The 16,985-nt window shown below is 63.5% G+C and carries 8 protein-coding genes; 4 read left to right on the top strand and 4 right to left on the bottom strand.

The features are described from left to right. Window positions 1-2 precede the first annotated feature (2 nt). Both ACO6VK_RS06815 and ACO6VK_RS06810 read right to left on the bottom strand, forming a co-directional pair. Window positions 3-1,154 carry a hypothetical protein gene (locus tag ACO6VK_RS06815; RefSeq protein ID WP_422506147.1) on the bottom strand — a complete coding sequence of 384 codons (1,152 nt, stop codon included), beginning with the start codon at window positions 1,152-1,154 and terminating at the stop codon, window positions 3-5. Then, a complete protein-coding gene (locus ACO6VK_RS06810) occupies window positions 1,151-3,565 on the bottom strand; it encodes a hypothetical protein (protein WP_422506146.1) in 2,415 nt (804 codons plus the stop codon). The genes ACO6VK_RS06815 and ACO6VK_RS06810 overlap by 4 nt, the downstream gene beginning before the upstream one ends. Before the next feature lie 864 nt (window positions 3,566-4,429). Between ACO6VK_RS06810 and ACO6VK_RS06805 the strand changes: the two genes are divergently transcribed. Then, window positions 4,430-4,996 carry a hypothetical protein gene (locus tag ACO6VK_RS06805; protein ID WP_422506145.1) on the top strand — a complete coding sequence of 189 codons (567 nt, stop codon included), beginning with the start codon at window positions 4,430-4,432 and terminating at the stop codon, window positions 4,994-4,996. 9 nt (window positions 4,997-5,005) lie between these two features. On the opposite strand, the gene ACO6VK_RS06800 is transcribed toward ACO6VK_RS06805, so the two are convergent. After that, window positions 5,006-6,139, bottom strand: coding sequence for a hypothetical protein (locus ACO6VK_RS06800; RefSeq protein WP_422506179.1), 1,134 nt, complete (start codon window positions 6,137-6,139; stop codon window positions 5,006-5,008). 337 nt (window positions 6,140-6,476) lie between these two features. Here ACO6VK_RS06800 and ACO6VK_RS06795 point away from each other — a divergent pair, with 337 nt between their 5' ends. Then, window positions 6,477-7,244, top strand: coding sequence for a hypothetical protein (locus tag ACO6VK_RS06795; RefSeq protein ID WP_422506144.1), 768 nt, complete (start codon window positions 6,477-6,479; stop codon window positions 7,242-7,244). A gap of 94 nt (window positions 7,245-7,338) precedes the next feature. On the opposite strand, the gene ACO6VK_RS06790 is transcribed toward ACO6VK_RS06795, so the two are convergent. Beyond that, window positions 7,339-7,632 carry a hypothetical protein gene (locus ACO6VK_RS06790; protein ID WP_422506143.1) on the bottom strand — a complete coding sequence of 98 codons (294 nt, stop codon included), beginning with the start codon at window positions 7,630-7,632 and terminating at the stop codon, window positions 7,339-7,341. 355 nt (window positions 7,633-7,987) lie between these two features. Between ACO6VK_RS06790 and ACO6VK_RS06785 the strand changes: the two genes are divergently transcribed. Together ACO6VK_RS06785 and ACO6VK_RS06780 are read left to right on the top strand one after the other, a co-directional pair. Further along, window positions 7,988-16,699, top strand: a complete 8,712-nt coding sequence (locus ACO6VK_RS06785) for a GH36-type glycosyl hydrolase domain-containing protein (protein WP_422506142.1) — start codon at window positions 7,988-7,990, stop codon at window positions 16,697-16,699. Beyond that, entirely contained in the window at window positions 16,696-16,956 is a 261-nt protein-coding gene (locus ACO6VK_RS06780; protein WP_422506141.1) for a hypothetical protein, read from the top strand. Before ACO6VK_RS06785 ends, ACO6VK_RS06780 begins: the two co-directional genes overlap by 4 nt. The last annotated feature ends 29 nt before the right edge of the window (window positions 16,957-16,985 follow it).

Below are 16,985 nucleotides of genomic sequence, written 5' to 3'. Positions count from 1 at the left end.
AATCAGCACGCCTCGACCTGCAAAGTTCCAATGCGGGCCAAGCGCTCCACGTTCTGACGCAAATTTTCGAACACAATTTTCCGCAGCGTGCCAACACCATCGGAGTAAGACTTCGCAGTAAACGCCTCAGGCCTTGCATATGCTAACGAAACCTCAGGACGCGCTGACAGGGCCAGCGCAATGCCTACAGCTTGTAGTTTTGTCCCCATGTGAATCATCGAAACATTGGCTCCAGCGCGACGATCAATTTCGCGCATGACCAGTCTTGTGCATTCTTTGTAATCTAGGGCTCCGCAGTGCCCAAAAGCTTCGGGAGGAAGATCGGCAGCGACCTCTTCTTCGGAGCAGCTCATGATGTTCATGACCGTCCGCATAACGGAATCGTGTCGCCATTTGTGATCTTCACTATCCGTGTCTGGAAGAAGCCAGAATACCTCCTGCTCTTCGGTGCTGAGGGAATCCAATCCCAAATAGGCTAGGCAGCGTTGCAGTCGAGTGCCGAACATTGACGGAACTGCGATGGCGAATCCAGGTAGGTGATCATGATGAATGCCAGTCTGCAGCTCATTGATGCCCACGTCTGAAACCCCCTGTTCTCGCTGGTCAGCCTCGGCCCACTGGATAACTGGCCGGCCGGTATCGTCATCCTTCGGCGTGTGGTAGACGGCGGCCGTCGCATATAGCACAGTCAACTTCAAGGGGCGATCCATCGCCATTAAAGTCAATAGCACCGACAAGATGAACGTAGACGAGCACGCGCTGATGTCGAAGGCGACGTGGCACGGCGCTGAATCAGGCAATTTGTCCAGCGCCGCATGGATAGCTTGCCGCACCTCTGAAGGCGTATCTGCATCACACTGGGTGTGGGCGGAAGTTGCGATTGCGTCAAGAAAAGGCATTAGCTCTTCGGCGCGGTGGTCGTTGTCCTGCGCGTTGGTTCTATAGCGCCCGAGAAGAATGGATCCGCGGACTTTCGCGCCACGCTTCGTAAGGTCCTCCGGGAATGCGCAAGCGCGCTTCTCGAATCCACGTGAAACGATTAGAAGATCGACATCATCATCGAACGACCCCGTCCACTCTTCAAGCGTTGGAAGCTGTGCGACAGCATCTTCGACACTGGCAGCCTTAACGAGGAATGGCTTGCGCGCGCTCACAGCAACACCCCTTGGGTATGCTCGAAGAGTGCACTGTCGCCACCGTACCGGAGCCACACCTTCTCCATGTAAACGTCCGGCTTCATCAGAAGCTCCACGAAGTCCTCGATTCGCTTGACGTCGATGTAGTCCTTTCGAATCAATGAGGTTCCGAAACTCGGCAAAACAGACGTGCGGAGCTCCCAGCGAACTGTGCGATGGCCTGGAGATTCCTTGCCTCGACTTTCCGGGTGCTCGATGAATACTCCCCTCCTGACAAGCTCCTTTCGCAGTGCAACCAAGTGCTCACCATTGGCCTCTTTCAACAATTCAGCATCCAACGTACTGCCCGGGGAGAGGCTCATCTCCATTCGATAGCGGCGCTGAGGGCATGCATTGCCTTCAACGTCCTGCAGCTTCCCTTCAACGAGAATCCTTGCAGCCGTGTCGCCAAATGCCGCCATAATCCGATGCATTTGGTCGCCGAATGGATGGAGGTCTCGAACGCGCGCGCGCATTCCGCTGGATATTTTAGTTATAGAGTCGTGTTGCATCTCTGCCGTGATCGGCCGGACGGTCTTCGCATCGACCTTGGCGCGCGCAAACATTTCTCGCATGATATGAAGAATGGTCGCCACATCTCCACTCCAGGCGTCAGAGAGCACATGCAGTCCATGATAGTGAGTCTTTTTTCCACTCCTAGATTGGTGCTTCTCGCCGCGAATGGCCAATGCCAGGTCAGTGTCTTCCTTGAATGTGCTCTCTCCGATCAGTACTTCTGCAGTTCCTTCATATTTTGCTGTTTGCAATCGTTTATTCAGTAGATTGGTAATGAATATTCGACGTTGTGCCCGCTTATCATTGCCGAGAGTCAATGAGCCTGCATCAATAGGCGTGAACTCACGATTGGCGTCGATCTGTGCTCCGTCAAAGTGAGTGGTATCAAAGCCGTACGGTTCGGAGGACACCATGAACGTAAAGCTACTGTCCCGCTGCCAGACAATCGTGTTGAGAATCTTCTGAATGTCGGCATGTAATCGTGACTGTGTGTAGTCATCGAGCAAGAACGTAATTCTGCAATGATCGAAGTTAGGGGCGACACTAAGAATATGCCTGCTCAGGTCGCGGATAAAAGTAGCTGGTAAGGCTGGCGACGTTGGCGGTCTGGACGCGATCAGGTCACGGCTTAGATTTAACCGCGCTTGATCCAGAGCGTCTACGCAGGATTGGAATAGATCCATACCCTTGATTCGCAACATGCTAAGTGCGCTACCGCACTGTTGAATTACGTGCTCTGCTATTGATATCTTCACGGTATCTGACAATCCAAGCTCATTGGCAACAGCAGGAGCTTGGGCGCATGTGGCCAGTGATCGAAACAATTCACGAGCTAGAACAAGGTTAAAGTAGGTGGTAATCTCCTGCGCACGCTCTGCCGTTCTGCCTTGCTTTCTGGTAAGCCATTGAAGGTCATTCCCAAGATCGCTCGCGCAGCCTATGTACACTCCGAAGAACCCTGTCTTCCTTAATGCAGCTGCTGGTGCGTTTCGCGCAGAAACGTGTGTGCGGACGCTCAGATAGCGGAACACCATTGACTTTCCACAGCCGCGCGGGCCGAAAAGTAGGCATGGATCACCCTTGGACACCAATTCAATCCAAGGCAGGCTCTCAACAAATAGCTTTAACAGCAGCTCATCGCTCGCAAGGTGTTCTGCACTGATCGCGCTAAATGGCTCGAATTGGTTGCCTCGGCGTGGCTGAAGGGTGATGGTTGCGGCGGCTTCGCGAAGCCGAGAAATATAGTCTCCAGGGTCGGGGAAGAAGCGGCTGGGATCCTCGTCCGATATCTGCTCAATAAATGCTCGGAAATGCCTCATGAACTCCGGATAGCGACTCGCCTCGCGCCGGTTCTGGTGCAGTACGTTGTAGAGCGTGGCCAGGCATCGTGCTACTGATGACCAATCATCGTCGTCTTTTCTAGTTGACCTATCGATGTCCTTCGTACTGCCAATGTCTATTACTGTCAGGTGAGGGTCACGGCGTTCTGGATCGATTGCCACCAAGTCTGGGTCAGGCGATACAAGCATCAAATTACCCAGATGGAGGTCGTCGTGCTTAAGGCCACGAGCCTCGAAGAATCGAACTGCTGTAAGTAGCTCAATAGCCACGCGAGCAATTAAGCTTGCAGTCACCACGTTTGGGGTCCGGCGCACAATCTCTTCGATAGTTTGGCCCGGAAGCCAGTCGCTGATGAAACATACCCAGTCGCGCGCACCATTGGCGCTGGGTTCGCCTTCGAAGCGAGCTACGGTGCCTACAGAGCTCGGGAGATGTATGAGCCCTCCAGCGCCCTTTAGGCGTTTCGCATTCGCCAACTCGATGAGGGGTGTTGACCCATCGTAGTCGTCCGGTAGAGTCAGCTTTGCGGCCATCTCGCGCCCACCGTCCAAGTGCTCCTTAACCCGCAGAACGAAGCCTTTCGTGCCACGGCGAGAATGATTGAGGGGCTCAATGAATCCTTGACAATCTCGGTCCAAGATCTCGAAGCGCTGGGTATAGGTCTCCCCATTTGAGTCCAATGTCTTAACGACAAGGTCTTTTGGGAATGGCCCGCCTTGGACGAGCCAAGCAACCGTCTCTACAGCAAGAGTAGGCCCCTTGTGCTGAATCTCTGTCACGCCAGCGCCCCCCTAGGCATCGATGAGCGGATGTTACTACATCAGCGCACGCCATCAACGGCTGCTAATGCCTCCAATCTCGTGACGTTTTCTTGACGTGGCGAGCAAGTTCCTCCGACGCGCATACGCGCAAGTCGGTATTTGCAGCGTCAAGGCACCTGCGACCCTCCCTTCAGTAAGAAGTGTAAACCTCATGCATCTGCGACCCTTGATCAGAATTGCTCATCTAAGAGGAGAGCTGACGCCCCTCCTTTACCTCCACCTAGCAAGCCTGCCTACTCTCTCCGCAGGCCGTCTGTTCCATATTGGCTACGTACGGGCACCTGCCCTACCCCTGATGAACCCTCATAATCAGCTTGATCCCCCAATATCCTGGCTGAATAGAGGGCGCTGAAGACTGATCCCGCCGCGCTTGAACATCATCGCCAGCTTTCCGCCCGCGCTGCCCGATTGCCCCCACTCTGATCCGCTAAGACCCTCAAACAAGTACGTGGCGTGCAAAGCGTTACACGGCATTCCTGGAAGGCTAAGCTATGGCCCGTAGCCGCTTGCATAGGGTCAGGACAAGAATTGCACGAAACCGGACGTCAAGGACCAACGAATGGAGAACGATTTCAGATGATGAATTGGCTGATCGGCGTAGCAGTCACCCTGGCTTGGACCAGCCCCTGCGTTGCTCAGGTCGCCCCTGAGTTGCTCGGCGGCGCAGATCCGGATAAGCCGATGTTCAGCGAATCCTTCTACAAAGGGGTTGAGGGCAGTTGGGTGCTGGTACGCGAACCCGTCAACACCGGTTACCACTGCTCGGTTAATTTCATCACGCCAGATTCCACCTTTTCGCTTCGCGGTCCCGCCGACGCCGGGATGGCGCGAAAGGGTCATGGCGGCGTTTGGTTCATCAGCAAGGCAATCCCCCCGGTGACAAAGTCCGAGATCGCTCCGATCACCTTGTCATCTACCAACCACGCCACGCAGAACGTTCAGGCCGCCCATGTGAGCCTGCCGGGCCAGACCAGTGGGGCGTTGTTGCTGACCATCGACGTGCAGAAATCGGTGAAGGAAAAGCCGGACAGCAATGAGCTCGCCATCCAATTTCAGGGGAAAGAGGTGTTCCGGTCAAAGGTTGTCCAGTTGCAGCTGGCGTATCGCCAGCTTTCGGCTTGCATGAGCGCGGCTCGAAAATAGGCCGTGATGTCAGCCGTTTGGCACGTTCAAGATGTCGGCGCAAGCGTCACCCAACCCTCTTGTGTCGCCACGCGCTTCACCGAAGACATTCACATCGGCAACCCTCAGCATCCCGGCGCTGTCCGGGATCAGCACATAGCGGACGTTGCAGGTTTTATAACCGCCGCCGTCATAGGTCGCGCCGGTCGCGAGATTCTGCCACATGACGCGATTGTCAAAGGACTGCCCATAAGAGAGCGTCCGCGCGATCCCGGCCTGACGGACAACCGGGTTGCCGTTCGCCGCGACGACCTCTTGCTCAGTCTTGCCCGCCCACACCTGGATCAGGATCGATTCACTGCGCTTTAAACGCCTTTTTCCCCGGTAGTCAGCGGCGGTCTGAGTAAAATCCAGATCGGTCTTCATCGCCGCCAGATTGCCCTGCACCTTCCCTTGCGCGTCGGTTACTTGTTGCTGCATCTGGGCCAATTTTGCCCTGAGCGCTGCCGTTTCTGCTGGCGTCAGCTTGCGGCCGTTATTGATCGCGGGCTTCGGTACATCGGACCACAGCTTTTCCCAGGTAAAGTCGGCGAGCAAGCTCATCGACAGTCCATCGGGGACCAGTTCCAGTCCATTCAAACCAATGGCTGCCAGTTTTGATCGCAATGTGTCGGCCTTGAATACACGATTGACCGCCACAGCTTCTTTGGCGGCGATAATGCTGTCACTGTTGCAGGCTACATTCCATGCCTGTCGCATCGTGTAGCTGGTGGTACTTTGCCAATCGGTGGGCTGGAGATCGATGATCGCCGGATCCTGTTTCATGGACTTTGTGCCGCTGGCCACCCGGAATTCCACGGATTCCGGCGTGTCCAACATGCCGGTTGAATCAGCCTTGCGCTTGGCTGCGCCACGGCCGCGCTGACTCGGCTTGGGGCATTTGAACTGGAGTTTATATTCCAACCATAGGGGTTGGTCGACCGCTTCATAGACCATTGTCAAATCAATCTGACGGATCCAATTTGGGCCAGGATTCATGACATCACTGATCGGTGTGCGGTCGATCGTCGCGTCATTGGCGTAGACATTGACACGATTTCCGACTGCACCTTGCATGTCGATCAGAAATTCGCTGGCCCCGACGTGCGTCGCGATGGCCATGATGCCCGTGCCGATGACGAGTTTTGTGATTTGTCGTGTCATGAGCGCTTCCTTGCACGAATGTGAGTACGCAATCTTTGAAGCTTCTGCCGGAGCCAAGCGCTTCCAGGTCGATTGTGCTGCAGCGACATCGGAAATGCACTGCCGACGTTGGAGGCAGCGGTGGCGGCCAGAGCCTGCCTGGCGGCTCTGGCCGTGAACCGCCTGCTGCCGGTGGGACGCAGGCGAAGGCGAACCCGCGGCCTGCCCCCTCCCCGGCATCCCCCGCTCCCCCCGCCTCTGTCCCCCCGACCCCGAGAAATACTATAGTTCGCCTCCCCAACGGACGCGGCGGAATGAAATGCCTTTCCTCGGAATCGGACTCCATGTACTGGCCGCCATCTTCTTCGCGGTCCACGCCATCCGCTCTGGCCAGAGCCTCTACTGGCTCATTCTCCTTTTCTCGTTCCCGTTGCTGGGCAGCGTTGTCTACTTCCTGGCGATCTACTTTCCCGAGATCCGCCACTCGCGCGGCGCGCGGCAGACCCTGCGCGCGGCCAACCGGCTGATCAACCCGGGACAGGATCTGCACAACGCGCGGGCTGAGCTGGCGCATGCGCCGACCCTGCAGAACCGGGTTCGCTTGGCCTCGGTGCTGCTGGACGCAGGCAATGTGCACGAAGCCCTCCCCCTCTTTGAGAAGGCCGCCAGCTCACCGCTCGGCGATGAGCCGCACATCCTTGCTGGGCTTGCCCGCGCACGCCTTGAATCAGGGGAGGCCGCGCTCGCCGTGGAAGCCCTGGAAGGCATGTTCGAGCGGCATCCGGAGACCCGCCGGCAGCCCGAGCAGATGCTGCTGTACGCCGAGGCGCTGGCGGCAGGTAATTCGCCGGGAGCCCGTGCGGCATTCGAGCGCGCTGTAGAGTGCGGCAATGACGTGGCTGCGCGCTGCCGTTATGCGGAGTGGCTGTTGGCCCAGCCAGATGCGGACGACCGGCAACGCGCGCACGGCTTGTTTGCCAGCATCATCGACGATTCCGGTCATTGGTCGCGTTTTACGCGGAGCCATCACGCCGCTTGGCTTGAGCGGGCCAAGGCGGTGATGAAAGGTGGCGCAACCGCTGGCTGATGCCAGCGCGTCAGGGCGATCGCAGGGCCTTGCAGGGGTCATGCGCAGGCTTCCCAGGCACTGAGGCCCGGGAAGCCTGGTAGTGGCTCGCGCGTCAGCTGCAGGATTGGACGTCGATGACCGTGCACGAGTCATAGGTCTGGACATAGGCCCGGCACGATTCCTGAACTCGAGCCCTCAGCTTGGTCGCCGCCTGGTTCTTGGCGGCCGTGCAGCCAGCGTGCGTGAGCGGCCCCTTGCCGGTGTTGGCATACCCCTTTTCCGTCTGCGTGCACATGTTTGCCGGCGCCGCCTGCTTCACGGTTGCTTGGCCCTCGTAACACTGCTTCGCGTGGGCGGTCGCGATGGATGCCCACAGCAGTACCGCGACCAGGATGATCGATTTCATTGTGATGTCCCTCGATTCGTGTGAGTAGTCTGTCTTCCGGCAGCGCCGTAGCGTGTTGACCTGCCGGTACCGGCGCGCTGCGGCCCCTCCTGTCGCCTCGGGCGCCTGTCTGTCAGCGGCGATTTCACTCTAGCCAGCGGTCGGCACGCGCCCTGTTCCGGAACGCCCAGAAAGCGTGCGCGGCGTTTCACGGCCGGCTCCTGACCGTGAAGCCCGCCGGCCCCGATGCGGTCAAGGCAGTTCGTCGGAGCCCGCCGAGCGCCGGCGGCGGCCGCTGAACTTCGCCTTCACGGCTACCACGGCACCCCGAATGCAACTATGCAGGAGGCGATCTGCCTCCCTCCCCCGGTACCCCATGCCCCACCTCCCCCGTCTTTTTGGCCGCTGGCTGCGCCTGCGTCGTCTGGTGCGTTGGCGTTGGCGTGAGCGCCAGGCTGCGGTTCCAGCCATCGAGGCCACCGAGGGGCCGCTGCGGGCCGCACTGTACAGCGTGGAACAGATGGAGGTGTACGGCCGCGCACTGGCGCGGCAGCATCGCGTGCGGACGCGGCCGAGCCCTGAGCGCCTGCTCGACCGCCTGCAGGCCAACGAGCGTGTCCTCGAAGACGCCAACACCCTGCTCAGCAGCGTGGTGCGCGAGCAGCGGCCGGTGACCCCGGCGGGCGAATGGCTGCTCGACAACTACTACCTGATCGAAGAACAGATCCAGACCGCGCGGCGCCACCTGCCGCGCGGCTACAGCCGGCAGTTGCCTTCGCTTGCCTCCGGCCCATCGGCCGGGCTGCCGCGCGTGTATGAGCTGTCGATGCAGGCCATCGCGCACGGCGATGGGCGAATTGACGCCGATACGCTGGGCCGTTTCATCGCCTCGTACCAGTCGCTCGCGCCGCTGAGCCTGGGCGAACTGTGGGCCGTTCCCATCATGCTGCGCCTGGCCCTGCTGGAGAATCTGCGCCGTATGGCGGCGCGGGTGATGCGCGATGGCACCGACCGTCGCCTGGCGGCGCAATGGGCAGACAACCTCAACCGCGCGGCGTCCGATACCCCTACCGATGTGGTCCTGGTGGTTGCCGACATGGCGCGCTCCGCACCGCCGCTGACCGGCGCGTTCATCGCCGAGCTCACCCGGTCGCTGCAGGGACGCGGCGGCGCATGGGCCATGCCTGTCGCCTGGCTGGAGCAGTGGGCAGCCGCGGCTGGGCAGCGCATCGACGAACTGGTCGCCGCCGAGGGGCAGCAGCAGGCCGCCGACCAGGTCTCCATCGGCAACAGCATCGGCAGCCTGCGCTTTCTCTCCACGATGGATTGGCGCACCTTTGTCGAAGACATGAGTGTGGTCGAGCAGCGGCTGCGGGAAGACCCGATGGCCGTCTATGCGCAGATGGATTTCGGCACCCGCGATGCGTATCGCCACGTGGTGGAGAAGATCGCCCGTGGCAGCCGCGTGGCGGAGGAGCGCGTTGCGACCATCGCGCTGGACCTGGCGCGGGCGGCCGCATCGCTTGATGGGCCACGCACGCACGTGGGCTATTGGCTCGTCGGCGAAGGGGTGAACGCCACCGTTGGAGCGGTGGCGGAGGCGGCGCCACGCCGCCGCAAGGCACGGCGACTGGCGCATCGCGTGCCGCTGGCGCTGTACCTGCTGCCGATCGCCCTGCTGGCGGTGGTGGCCACCGCTGGCCTGCTGGCATCGGGCAGTGGTGCGGTGCCCGTCTGGCTGGCCGCCCTGTTGGGGCTGCTGGTGTTCAGCGAGCTGGGCATCGTCCTGGTGAACTGGACCGCGACGGTACTGGTCACGCCCCGGCCGCTGCCCAAGCTCGATTTCAGCGAAGGGATCCCTGCCGCCTGTTCCACCGTGGTCGCGGTGCCGTCCATGCTGTCCAGCAACGACGGCATCGATGTGCTGACCGAGGCGCTCGAGGTCCGCTTCCTGGCCAACCGCGATCCGCAGCTGCGCTTCGTGCTGCTGACGGACTTTCTCGACGCCGCGGCAGCCACGACGCCGGCCGATGACACTCTGCTTGCGCACGCCGTGGAGCGGATCGAGGAATTGAACCGACGTTACGCGCCAGATCGCGGCGACCGCTTCTATCTGCTGCACCGCCCCAGGCAATGGAACCCGGGCGAAGGGGTGTGGATGGGGCACGAGCGCAAGCGCGGCAAGCTGGCCGCGCTCAATGCCCTGCTCCGCCACGGCAATGCGGCCGCGTTCATGCGCGTCGTCGGTGACGCGGCTGCCCTGGTCGGCGTCCGCTACGTCATCACGCTGGACTCGGACACGCAGCTTCCGCGGGATGCCGCCCGCGCATTCGTCGCCACGCTGGCGCACCCGCTCAACCGCCCGCGCTTCGATCCGACGCTGCAACGCGTGGTGGAGGGCTACGGCATCCTGCAGCCCAGCGTCGGCACCAGCCTGGGCACGCGGCGTACCTCGCGGTTTGCCAGGATGTTCGGCAGCGAGCCCGGCATCGATCCGTACACCCGCATGGTGTCCGACGTCTACCAGGACCTGTTCGACGAAGGCTCGTTCGTCGGCAAGGGCATCTATGACGTCGACGCCTTCGAGCACGCGCTCGAGCGCCGCCTGCCCGAGAACCGCATCCTCAGCCACGACCTGCTGGAAGGCTGCTATGCACGCGCAGGGCTGGTCAGCGACGTGCGCCTGTACGAAGACTATCCCGAACGCTACGCCGCTGACGCCAAGCGCCGGTCGCGCTGGATCCGCGGCGACTGGCAGCTGTTGCCCTGGCTGTTGCCGTGGGCACCGCGCCCGGGCGCCGGATGGGCACGCAACCGGCTCAGCCTGCTGTCGCGCGGCAAGCTGCTGGACAACCTGCGCCGGAGCCTGGTGCCGATCGGTGCCCTGGCCCTGCTGGTAGCGGGATGGCTGGCTGCCGACCACCCGGCGGCCTGGACGGCATGGGTGTTGGCGTTGTGGTTCGCGCCGCCGCTGATCGGCATGCTGCGCGATGCGCTGAGCGTGCCGGACGACACGCCGCTGGAAGCGCACTACATCATGGTCGGGCGCGGTACGCTGCAGTCGTTGCTGCGCGCGGCCACCCAGGTAGCCTGCCTGCCCTACGAGGCATTGCTGGCCTGTGGCGCGGTGCTGCGCACGCTCTGGCGCATGGGCGTCACCCGCCGCCACCTGCTGCAATGGAACCCCTCCAGCGAAGTCGAGCGCCGCCTCGGCAGCGACCGCTCTGCGGAATGGCGGGTGATGGCGCCGGCGTCGCTGCTGGCGCTCGCGCTGGCGGCGGTGGTGGCCAGCGTGCGTCCGCAGGCGCTGCCTGTCGCCCTGCCCCTGCTGTTGGCGTGGACCTTCGCGCCGGCGTTGATGGCGTGGCTGGGCCGGCCGCCGGCTGCGAGCGTGGCGGAGCTTTCCGTGACACAGCGGGCGTTCCTTGGCCGGCTGGCGCGGCGCACCTGGTCGTTCTTCCAGGCCTGGGTGCGCGAGCAGGATCACTGGCTGCCGCCGGACAACATCCAGGAGCACCCGACGCTTGTGGTGGCGCGGCGCACCTCGCCGACCAACATCGGCCTGTCCCTGCTGGCCAATCTGTCTGCATGGGATTTCGGCTATCTCCAGCAGGGTGCTGTAGCGCAACGTACCGCCCTGGCGTTCGATACGCTGGACCAGCTGCAGCGCCATCGCGGCCATTTCCTGAACTGGTACGACACCGAAACCCTCGCACCGCTGCCACCGCGCTACGTCTCCACGGTGGACAGCGGCAACCTCGCCGGCCACCTGCTGACGCTGCGGCAGGGCCTGCTCGCGCTGGTGGATGCGCCGGTGCTGGCGCCGCATACCTTCAACGGCCTCGCCGATACGCTCGGCGTGCTGGAAGAGGAACGGCAGCGCCATCGCGCCGGCGACCCGCGTCTGGAGGAGGCGCTCAACCACCTTCGCCAGCGCCTGGTCGCCACGCGCACCGACCGCCCCCGCGGGTTGGCGCAGCTGCTTGCCCGGCTGCAGGAGCTGGCCGGTCTGGCCGACGCCGTGCTGGCGCAGTGGCCGGCGCCGCCAACGCCGGAGGACGGTGAACTGCACTGGCCGGCCCTGTTCGCTGCCGAATGCCATGCCGCCCTGGCCTCACTTGCCGACCTCCCCGCCGATGCCGGCGCGGACGCCGAGGCGCCGGTGCCGAGCCTGCGCCAGTTGGCCGCCCTGCCCGGTACGGCCGGCGCGGATGCGCGCGCGCGCATCGTGCACCTGCAGGCGCTGGCGCACCGCGCCGGGCAGTTCTCGCTGATGGAATACGGATTCCTGTTCTACCGCACCCGCAACCTGCTCTCGATCGGCTACAACGTCGACGACCACCGCCTCGACAACAGCTTCTACGACCTGCTGGCCTCCGAAGCGCGGCTGTGCGCCTTCGTCGCCATTGCCCAGGGCCAGTTGGCGCAGGAGAGCTGGTTCGCGCTCGGCCGGATGCTCACCGAGGTCAACGGCACGCCCACACTGTTGTCATGGAGTGGCTCGATGTTCGAGTACCTCATGCCGCAGCTGGTGATGCCGAGCTATCCGGATACGCTGCTCGACCAGACCGCGCGGCATGCGGTCGAGGCGCAGATCGTCTACGGCCGTACGCTGAACCTGCCGTGGGGCGTGTCCGAATCGGGCTACAACGCCGTCGATGCCCGCCTCAACTACCAGTACCGTGCGTTCGGCGTGCCGGGGCTGGGGCTGAAGCGCGGCCTTGGGCAGGATCGCGTCATCGCACCCTATGCCAGCATGATGGCGCTGATGGTGGCGCCGGAAGCGGCCTGCCAGAACCTGCAGGCGCTCGATAGTTTGGGGTTCTCCGGGCGCTTTGGCATGTACGAGGCCATCGACTACACCCCTGCCCGGGTGCCGCCGGGGCAGGATCATGTTCTATTGCGGTCGTTCATGGCCCACCACCAGGGCATGGGGCTGCTGTCGCTGGATTACCTGTTGCGCGACCAGCCGATGCAGCGTCGTTTTGTTGCCGATGTCGAGTTCCAGGCGACCTTGCTGCTGTTGCAGGAGCGCATTCCGCGCATCGGCGTCTTCCATCCCCATGAGGTCGAAGCGCTCGGCGAGCACGCCGCAATGGCCGAGCACGAGACCTCGCTGCGCGTGCTGCGCGACCCGGGTGGCCCGCGCCCGGAAGTGCAGCTGCTCTCCAACGGGCGTTACCACGGCATGCTCACCCATGCCGGCGGCGGCTACAGCCGCCTCGGCGACCTGTCGCTCACCCGCTGGCGTGAGGACGGCACCACCGATGCCTGGGGTACGTTCTGCTACCTGCGCGACGTGGACAGCGGCGAGTTCTGGTCTGCCGCCTACCAGCCCACCTGCGTGGCGCTGGACAACTACGAGGCGATCTTCTCGGACGCCAAGGCGGAGTTCCGTGGTGTGCGCCGCAACTGCGAGAGCCACCTGCAGGTGGCCATCTCGGCCGAGGACGATATCGAGCTGCGGCGCCTGCGCCTGACCAACCGCAGCCGTCGCCAACGCACGGTGGAGATCACCACCTATGCCGAAGTGGTGCTGGCACCGGCCGCGTCCGACGATGCGCATCCTGCCTTCAGCAACCTCTTCGTGCAGAGCGAGATCCTGGCCGCCAAGCAGGCCGTGCTGTGCACGCGCCGGCCGCGTTCGCACGACGAAGTGCCACCGTGGATGTTCCATCTGGTCGCGGTGCACGACGCCGAGGTGGTGGCGATCTCTTACGAAACCGACCGTGCGCGCTTCCTCGGCCGTGGCAACACGCCGCGGACACCGCAGGCGCTGGCCACCGACGGCGAGCTCTCCGGCACGGACGGTTCGGTGCTCGACCCGATCGTGGCCATCCGCGTCCGGGTGGTGCTGGAGCCCGAACAGACCGTGCAGCTGGACATGGTGTACGGCATCGGCACCGACCGCCCCGGTTGCGAGGCACTGGTGGACAAATACCGTGATCGCCGCCTGGCTGACCGCGTCTTCGACCTCTCCTGGACACACAGCCAGGTGGTGCGCAGGCAGATCAACGCCAGCCAGGCCGAGGCGTCGCTGTACGAGCGGCTGGCCAGCCACGTGTTGTACGCCAATCCGCTGCTGCGCGCAGGCGACGTCGTGCTGCAGCAGAACCAGCGGGGGCAATCGGGGCTGTGGGGCCATGCCATCTCGGGCGACCTGCCCATCGTCCTTCTCAAAGTGACCGACGCGGAGAACGTGGAACTGGTCCGGCAACTGGTGCAGGCGCATGCGTATTGGCGCCAGAAAGGACTCAACACCGACCTGGTCATCTGGAACGACAGCAAGGCCGGCTATCGGCAGGAACTGCAGGACCAGATCCTGGGGATGGTGGCCGCCAGCTCGGAGACGGGGCTGCTTGATCGCCCTGGCGGTATTTTCGTGCGGCCGGTGCAGAACATGAGCCACGAGGACCGCATTCTGTTGCAGGCGGTGGCACGCGTGGTGATCAGCGACGAGGACGGCACGTTGGCTGCGCAGGTGGGACGCCAGCCCCTGCATGCGCGCCGCATTCCGGCCCTGGTGCCGCAGGGCGAGCAGCAGGAACTGGCACTGGCGATGGAGGCGTCGACCGAGCTGCCCGTCGTCGCCGACCCGGGCCCCGAACCCGGTTTGCCCCCGGGCGCCGAGCACGACGAAGACGTGGACGATCCGTGGCCGTTCCTTCCGTATCGCGGCGCCGGCCAATTCGACAACGGCACCGGCAGTTTCAGCGAAGACGGCCGCGAGTATGTCGTGGTGGTGCGCGAGGGTGCGCCGACGCCGGCGCCCTGGGCCAACGTGATCGCGAACGCCCATCTGGGCACGGTCGTCAGCGAGAGTGCGCCGGGCTACACGTGGTTCGAGAACGCACACGAATTCCGCTTGACGCCCTGGCTCAATGATCCGGTGTCGGACACCGGCGGCGAGGCGTTCTATGTGCGCGACGAGGACACTGGCCGTGTCTGGTCGCCGATGCCGCTGCCGTGCAGGGGCACCGGGGCGTACCGCACGCGTCATGGATTCGGCTACACGGTCTACGAGCATATCGAGGACGGCATCGTCAGCGAGCTGTGGGTCTTCGTCGACGTCGCCGCCGCGCTGAAGTTCTCGGTCCTGCGGCTGCACAACCTGTCGGGCAGGTCACGCCGGCTGTTGGCCATCGGCTACGTTGAATGGGTCATGGGTGACCTGCGGCCGAAATCGCGCATGCACGTGGTTACCGAGCGCGACCCGCAGACCGGGGCGCTGCTGGCGCGCAACAGCTACAGCACCGAGTTCGGCGGCCGGATGGCCTTCTTCGACACCGATGCCGATGACGGCGGCTGGACCTGTGACCGCCTGGAGTTCATCGGCCGCAACGGCGGCCTGCACGCACCGGCGGCATTGCGACGCGAACGGCTGGATGGTCGGGCGGGTGCAGGCCTGGACCCCTGCGCGGCGATCCAGGTGCCACTGGAGCTGGCGCCGGGCGACCGCAGCGAAACCACGTTCCGCCTTGGCGCGGGGCGCGACCGTGAGGAGACGCTCGCGTTGGCACGCAGCCGCAAGGGCAATCAGGAAGCCATCGATGCGCTGGACGCCGTGCGCATCCACTGGCGCAATGTGCTGGCTGCGGTGCAGGTGCGTACGCCAGACCCCGCGCTGGATGCACTGGCCAATGGCTGGCTGGTCTACCAGACCCTGGGCTGCCGCTACCTGGCGCGCAGTGGCTACTATCAGTCGGGTGGCGCGTTTGGCTTCCGCGACCAGCTGCAGGACGCGCTCGCGCTCGTGCACGCGCGCCCGGACCTGACCCGTGAACACCTGCTGCTGTGCGCGGCACATCAGTTCACCGAAGGCGACGTGATGCATTGGTGGCACCCGCCGCAGGGTCGCGGCGTGCGCACCCGCTGCTCGGACGACTACCTGTGGTTGCCGCATGGCGCCTGCCGCTACTTCGAGGTCACCGGCGACGCCAGCGTGCTGGACGAAGCGGTTGGCTACATCGAGGGGCGCGCGGTGACGCCGGAAGAGGAAGGCTACTACGACATGCCGACCCCGTCGGCACAGCGCGGCACCCTGTATGCCCACTGCGTCCTGGCGCTCGAACGCGGTTGCCGGTTGCTCGGCGAACGCGGGATTCCGTTGATGGGGAGCGGCGACTGGAACGACGGCATGAACCGCGTCGGCGACCAGCAGCGCGGTGAAAGTGTGTGGCTCGGCTTCTTCCTCCATGACACGCTTCGCCGCTTCGTCGCGCTGGCCAACGCGCGAGGCGATGCGCCGCGTGCGCAGTGGTGCCAGCAGCAGGCCGAGCGCCTGTCTCACAACCTGGAACAGCATGCCTGGGACGGGGCGTGGTATCGCCGCGCCTGGTTCGACAACGGCACCCCGTTGGGCTCGTCACAGAACCAGGAATGCCGCATCGACTCGATCTCCCAGAGCTGGTCGGTGCTGTCGGGCGTTGCCGCGCCTGAGCGTGCCCAGCAGGCACTGGAATCGCTCTATACGCATCTGGTGCAGAAGGACGCCAAACTCATCCAGCTCCTCGATCCTCCCTTCGACCAGACCACGGAAGACCCTGGCTACATTCGAGGTTACGTACCGGGCGTGCGTGAGAATGGTGGCCAGTACACCCACGCCGCAGTGTGGGCGGCGATGGCATTCGCACAGCAGGGAGACGCAATGCGTGCCTGGGAGCTGGCCGGCATGATCAACCCGCTCAACCACGCGCTGGACCCGGAGGCGGTGCAGACCTACCGCGTTGAACCCTACGTGCTGGCCGCCGATGTATACGCCGTGTCGCCCCACGTCGGGCGAGGTGGCTGGACGTGGTACACCGGGTCGGCAGGGTGGATGTATCGCCTGCTGGTCGAATCCCTGCTGGGCATTCGCCGCCAGGGCGATCGTCTGTCGCTTGCCCCGTGCCTGCCCGATCACTGGCCGTCGTTCGAATTGAGCTACCGCTTCGGCCGCAGCCGCTATGAGTTCGTGGTGACCCGCACTGAACGCGCGCAGCCCACGCTGCATGTGGATGGCATCCTGCAGCCGGACCTGACCGTCCGGCTCCGCGACGACGGTCATCACTACCGTGTGGCGCTTGAACTGGGTGGGCCCCCGGGATGAGCGTGCGCCCCGAAATACAGGGACAGCTGGATGCGCTGGATGACATGCTGGCCCACTGGGTGGCGCGTGTGCGGCATCCGGCGCAGTTCTGGCCGCAGTTTGAACGGCTGAGCGGTGAAATTCTGGACCAATGCGAGCACGCGGAGAACGACCATGCGCGCGCCTGCATCAACGCCATGCTGGAACGCCATGCGCTGCGGCTTCCGCCCTGGCATGAGCGTGACGACCGCCCGCCGCCGGGGACGTCAGGAGAGTGATGGCCAGTCGCGCCTGCGCCTGCCGTTTC

The sequence above is a fragment of the Stenotrophomonas sp. GZD-301 genome (assembly GCF_049310345.1).
Classification (GTDB): Bacteria; Pseudomonadota; Gammaproteobacteria; order Xanthomonadales; family Xanthomonadaceae; genus Stenotrophomonas.
Note: the sequence above shows the minus strand (reverse complement) of the source record. Positions and strands in the feature narration are given on the sequence as shown.

Coding starts and splice junctions, on each gene's coding strand:
- ACO6VK_RS06810 (WP_422506146.1), bottom strand. CDS start 3,565: ATGGCCGCAAAGCTGACTCTACCGGACGACTACGATGGGTCAACACCC.
- ACO6VK_RS06805 (WP_422506145.1), top strand. CDS start 4,430: ATGATGAATTGGCTGATCGGCGTAGCAGTCACCCTGGCTTGGACCAGC.
- ACO6VK_RS06795 (WP_422506144.1), top strand. CDS start 6,477: ATGCCTTTCCTCGGAATCGGACTCCATGTACTGGCCGCCATCTTCTTC.
- ACO6VK_RS06790 (WP_422506143.1), bottom strand. CDS start 7,632: ATGAAATCGATCATCCTGGTCGCGGTACTGCTGTGGGCATCCATCGCG.
- ACO6VK_RS06785 (WP_422506142.1), top strand. CDS start 7,988: ATGCCCCACCTCCCCCGTCTTTTTGGCCGCTGGCTGCGCCTGCGTCGT.
- ACO6VK_RS06780 (WP_422506141.1), top strand. CDS start 16,696: ATGAGCGTGCGCCCCGAAATACAGGGACAGCTGGATGCGCTGGATGAC.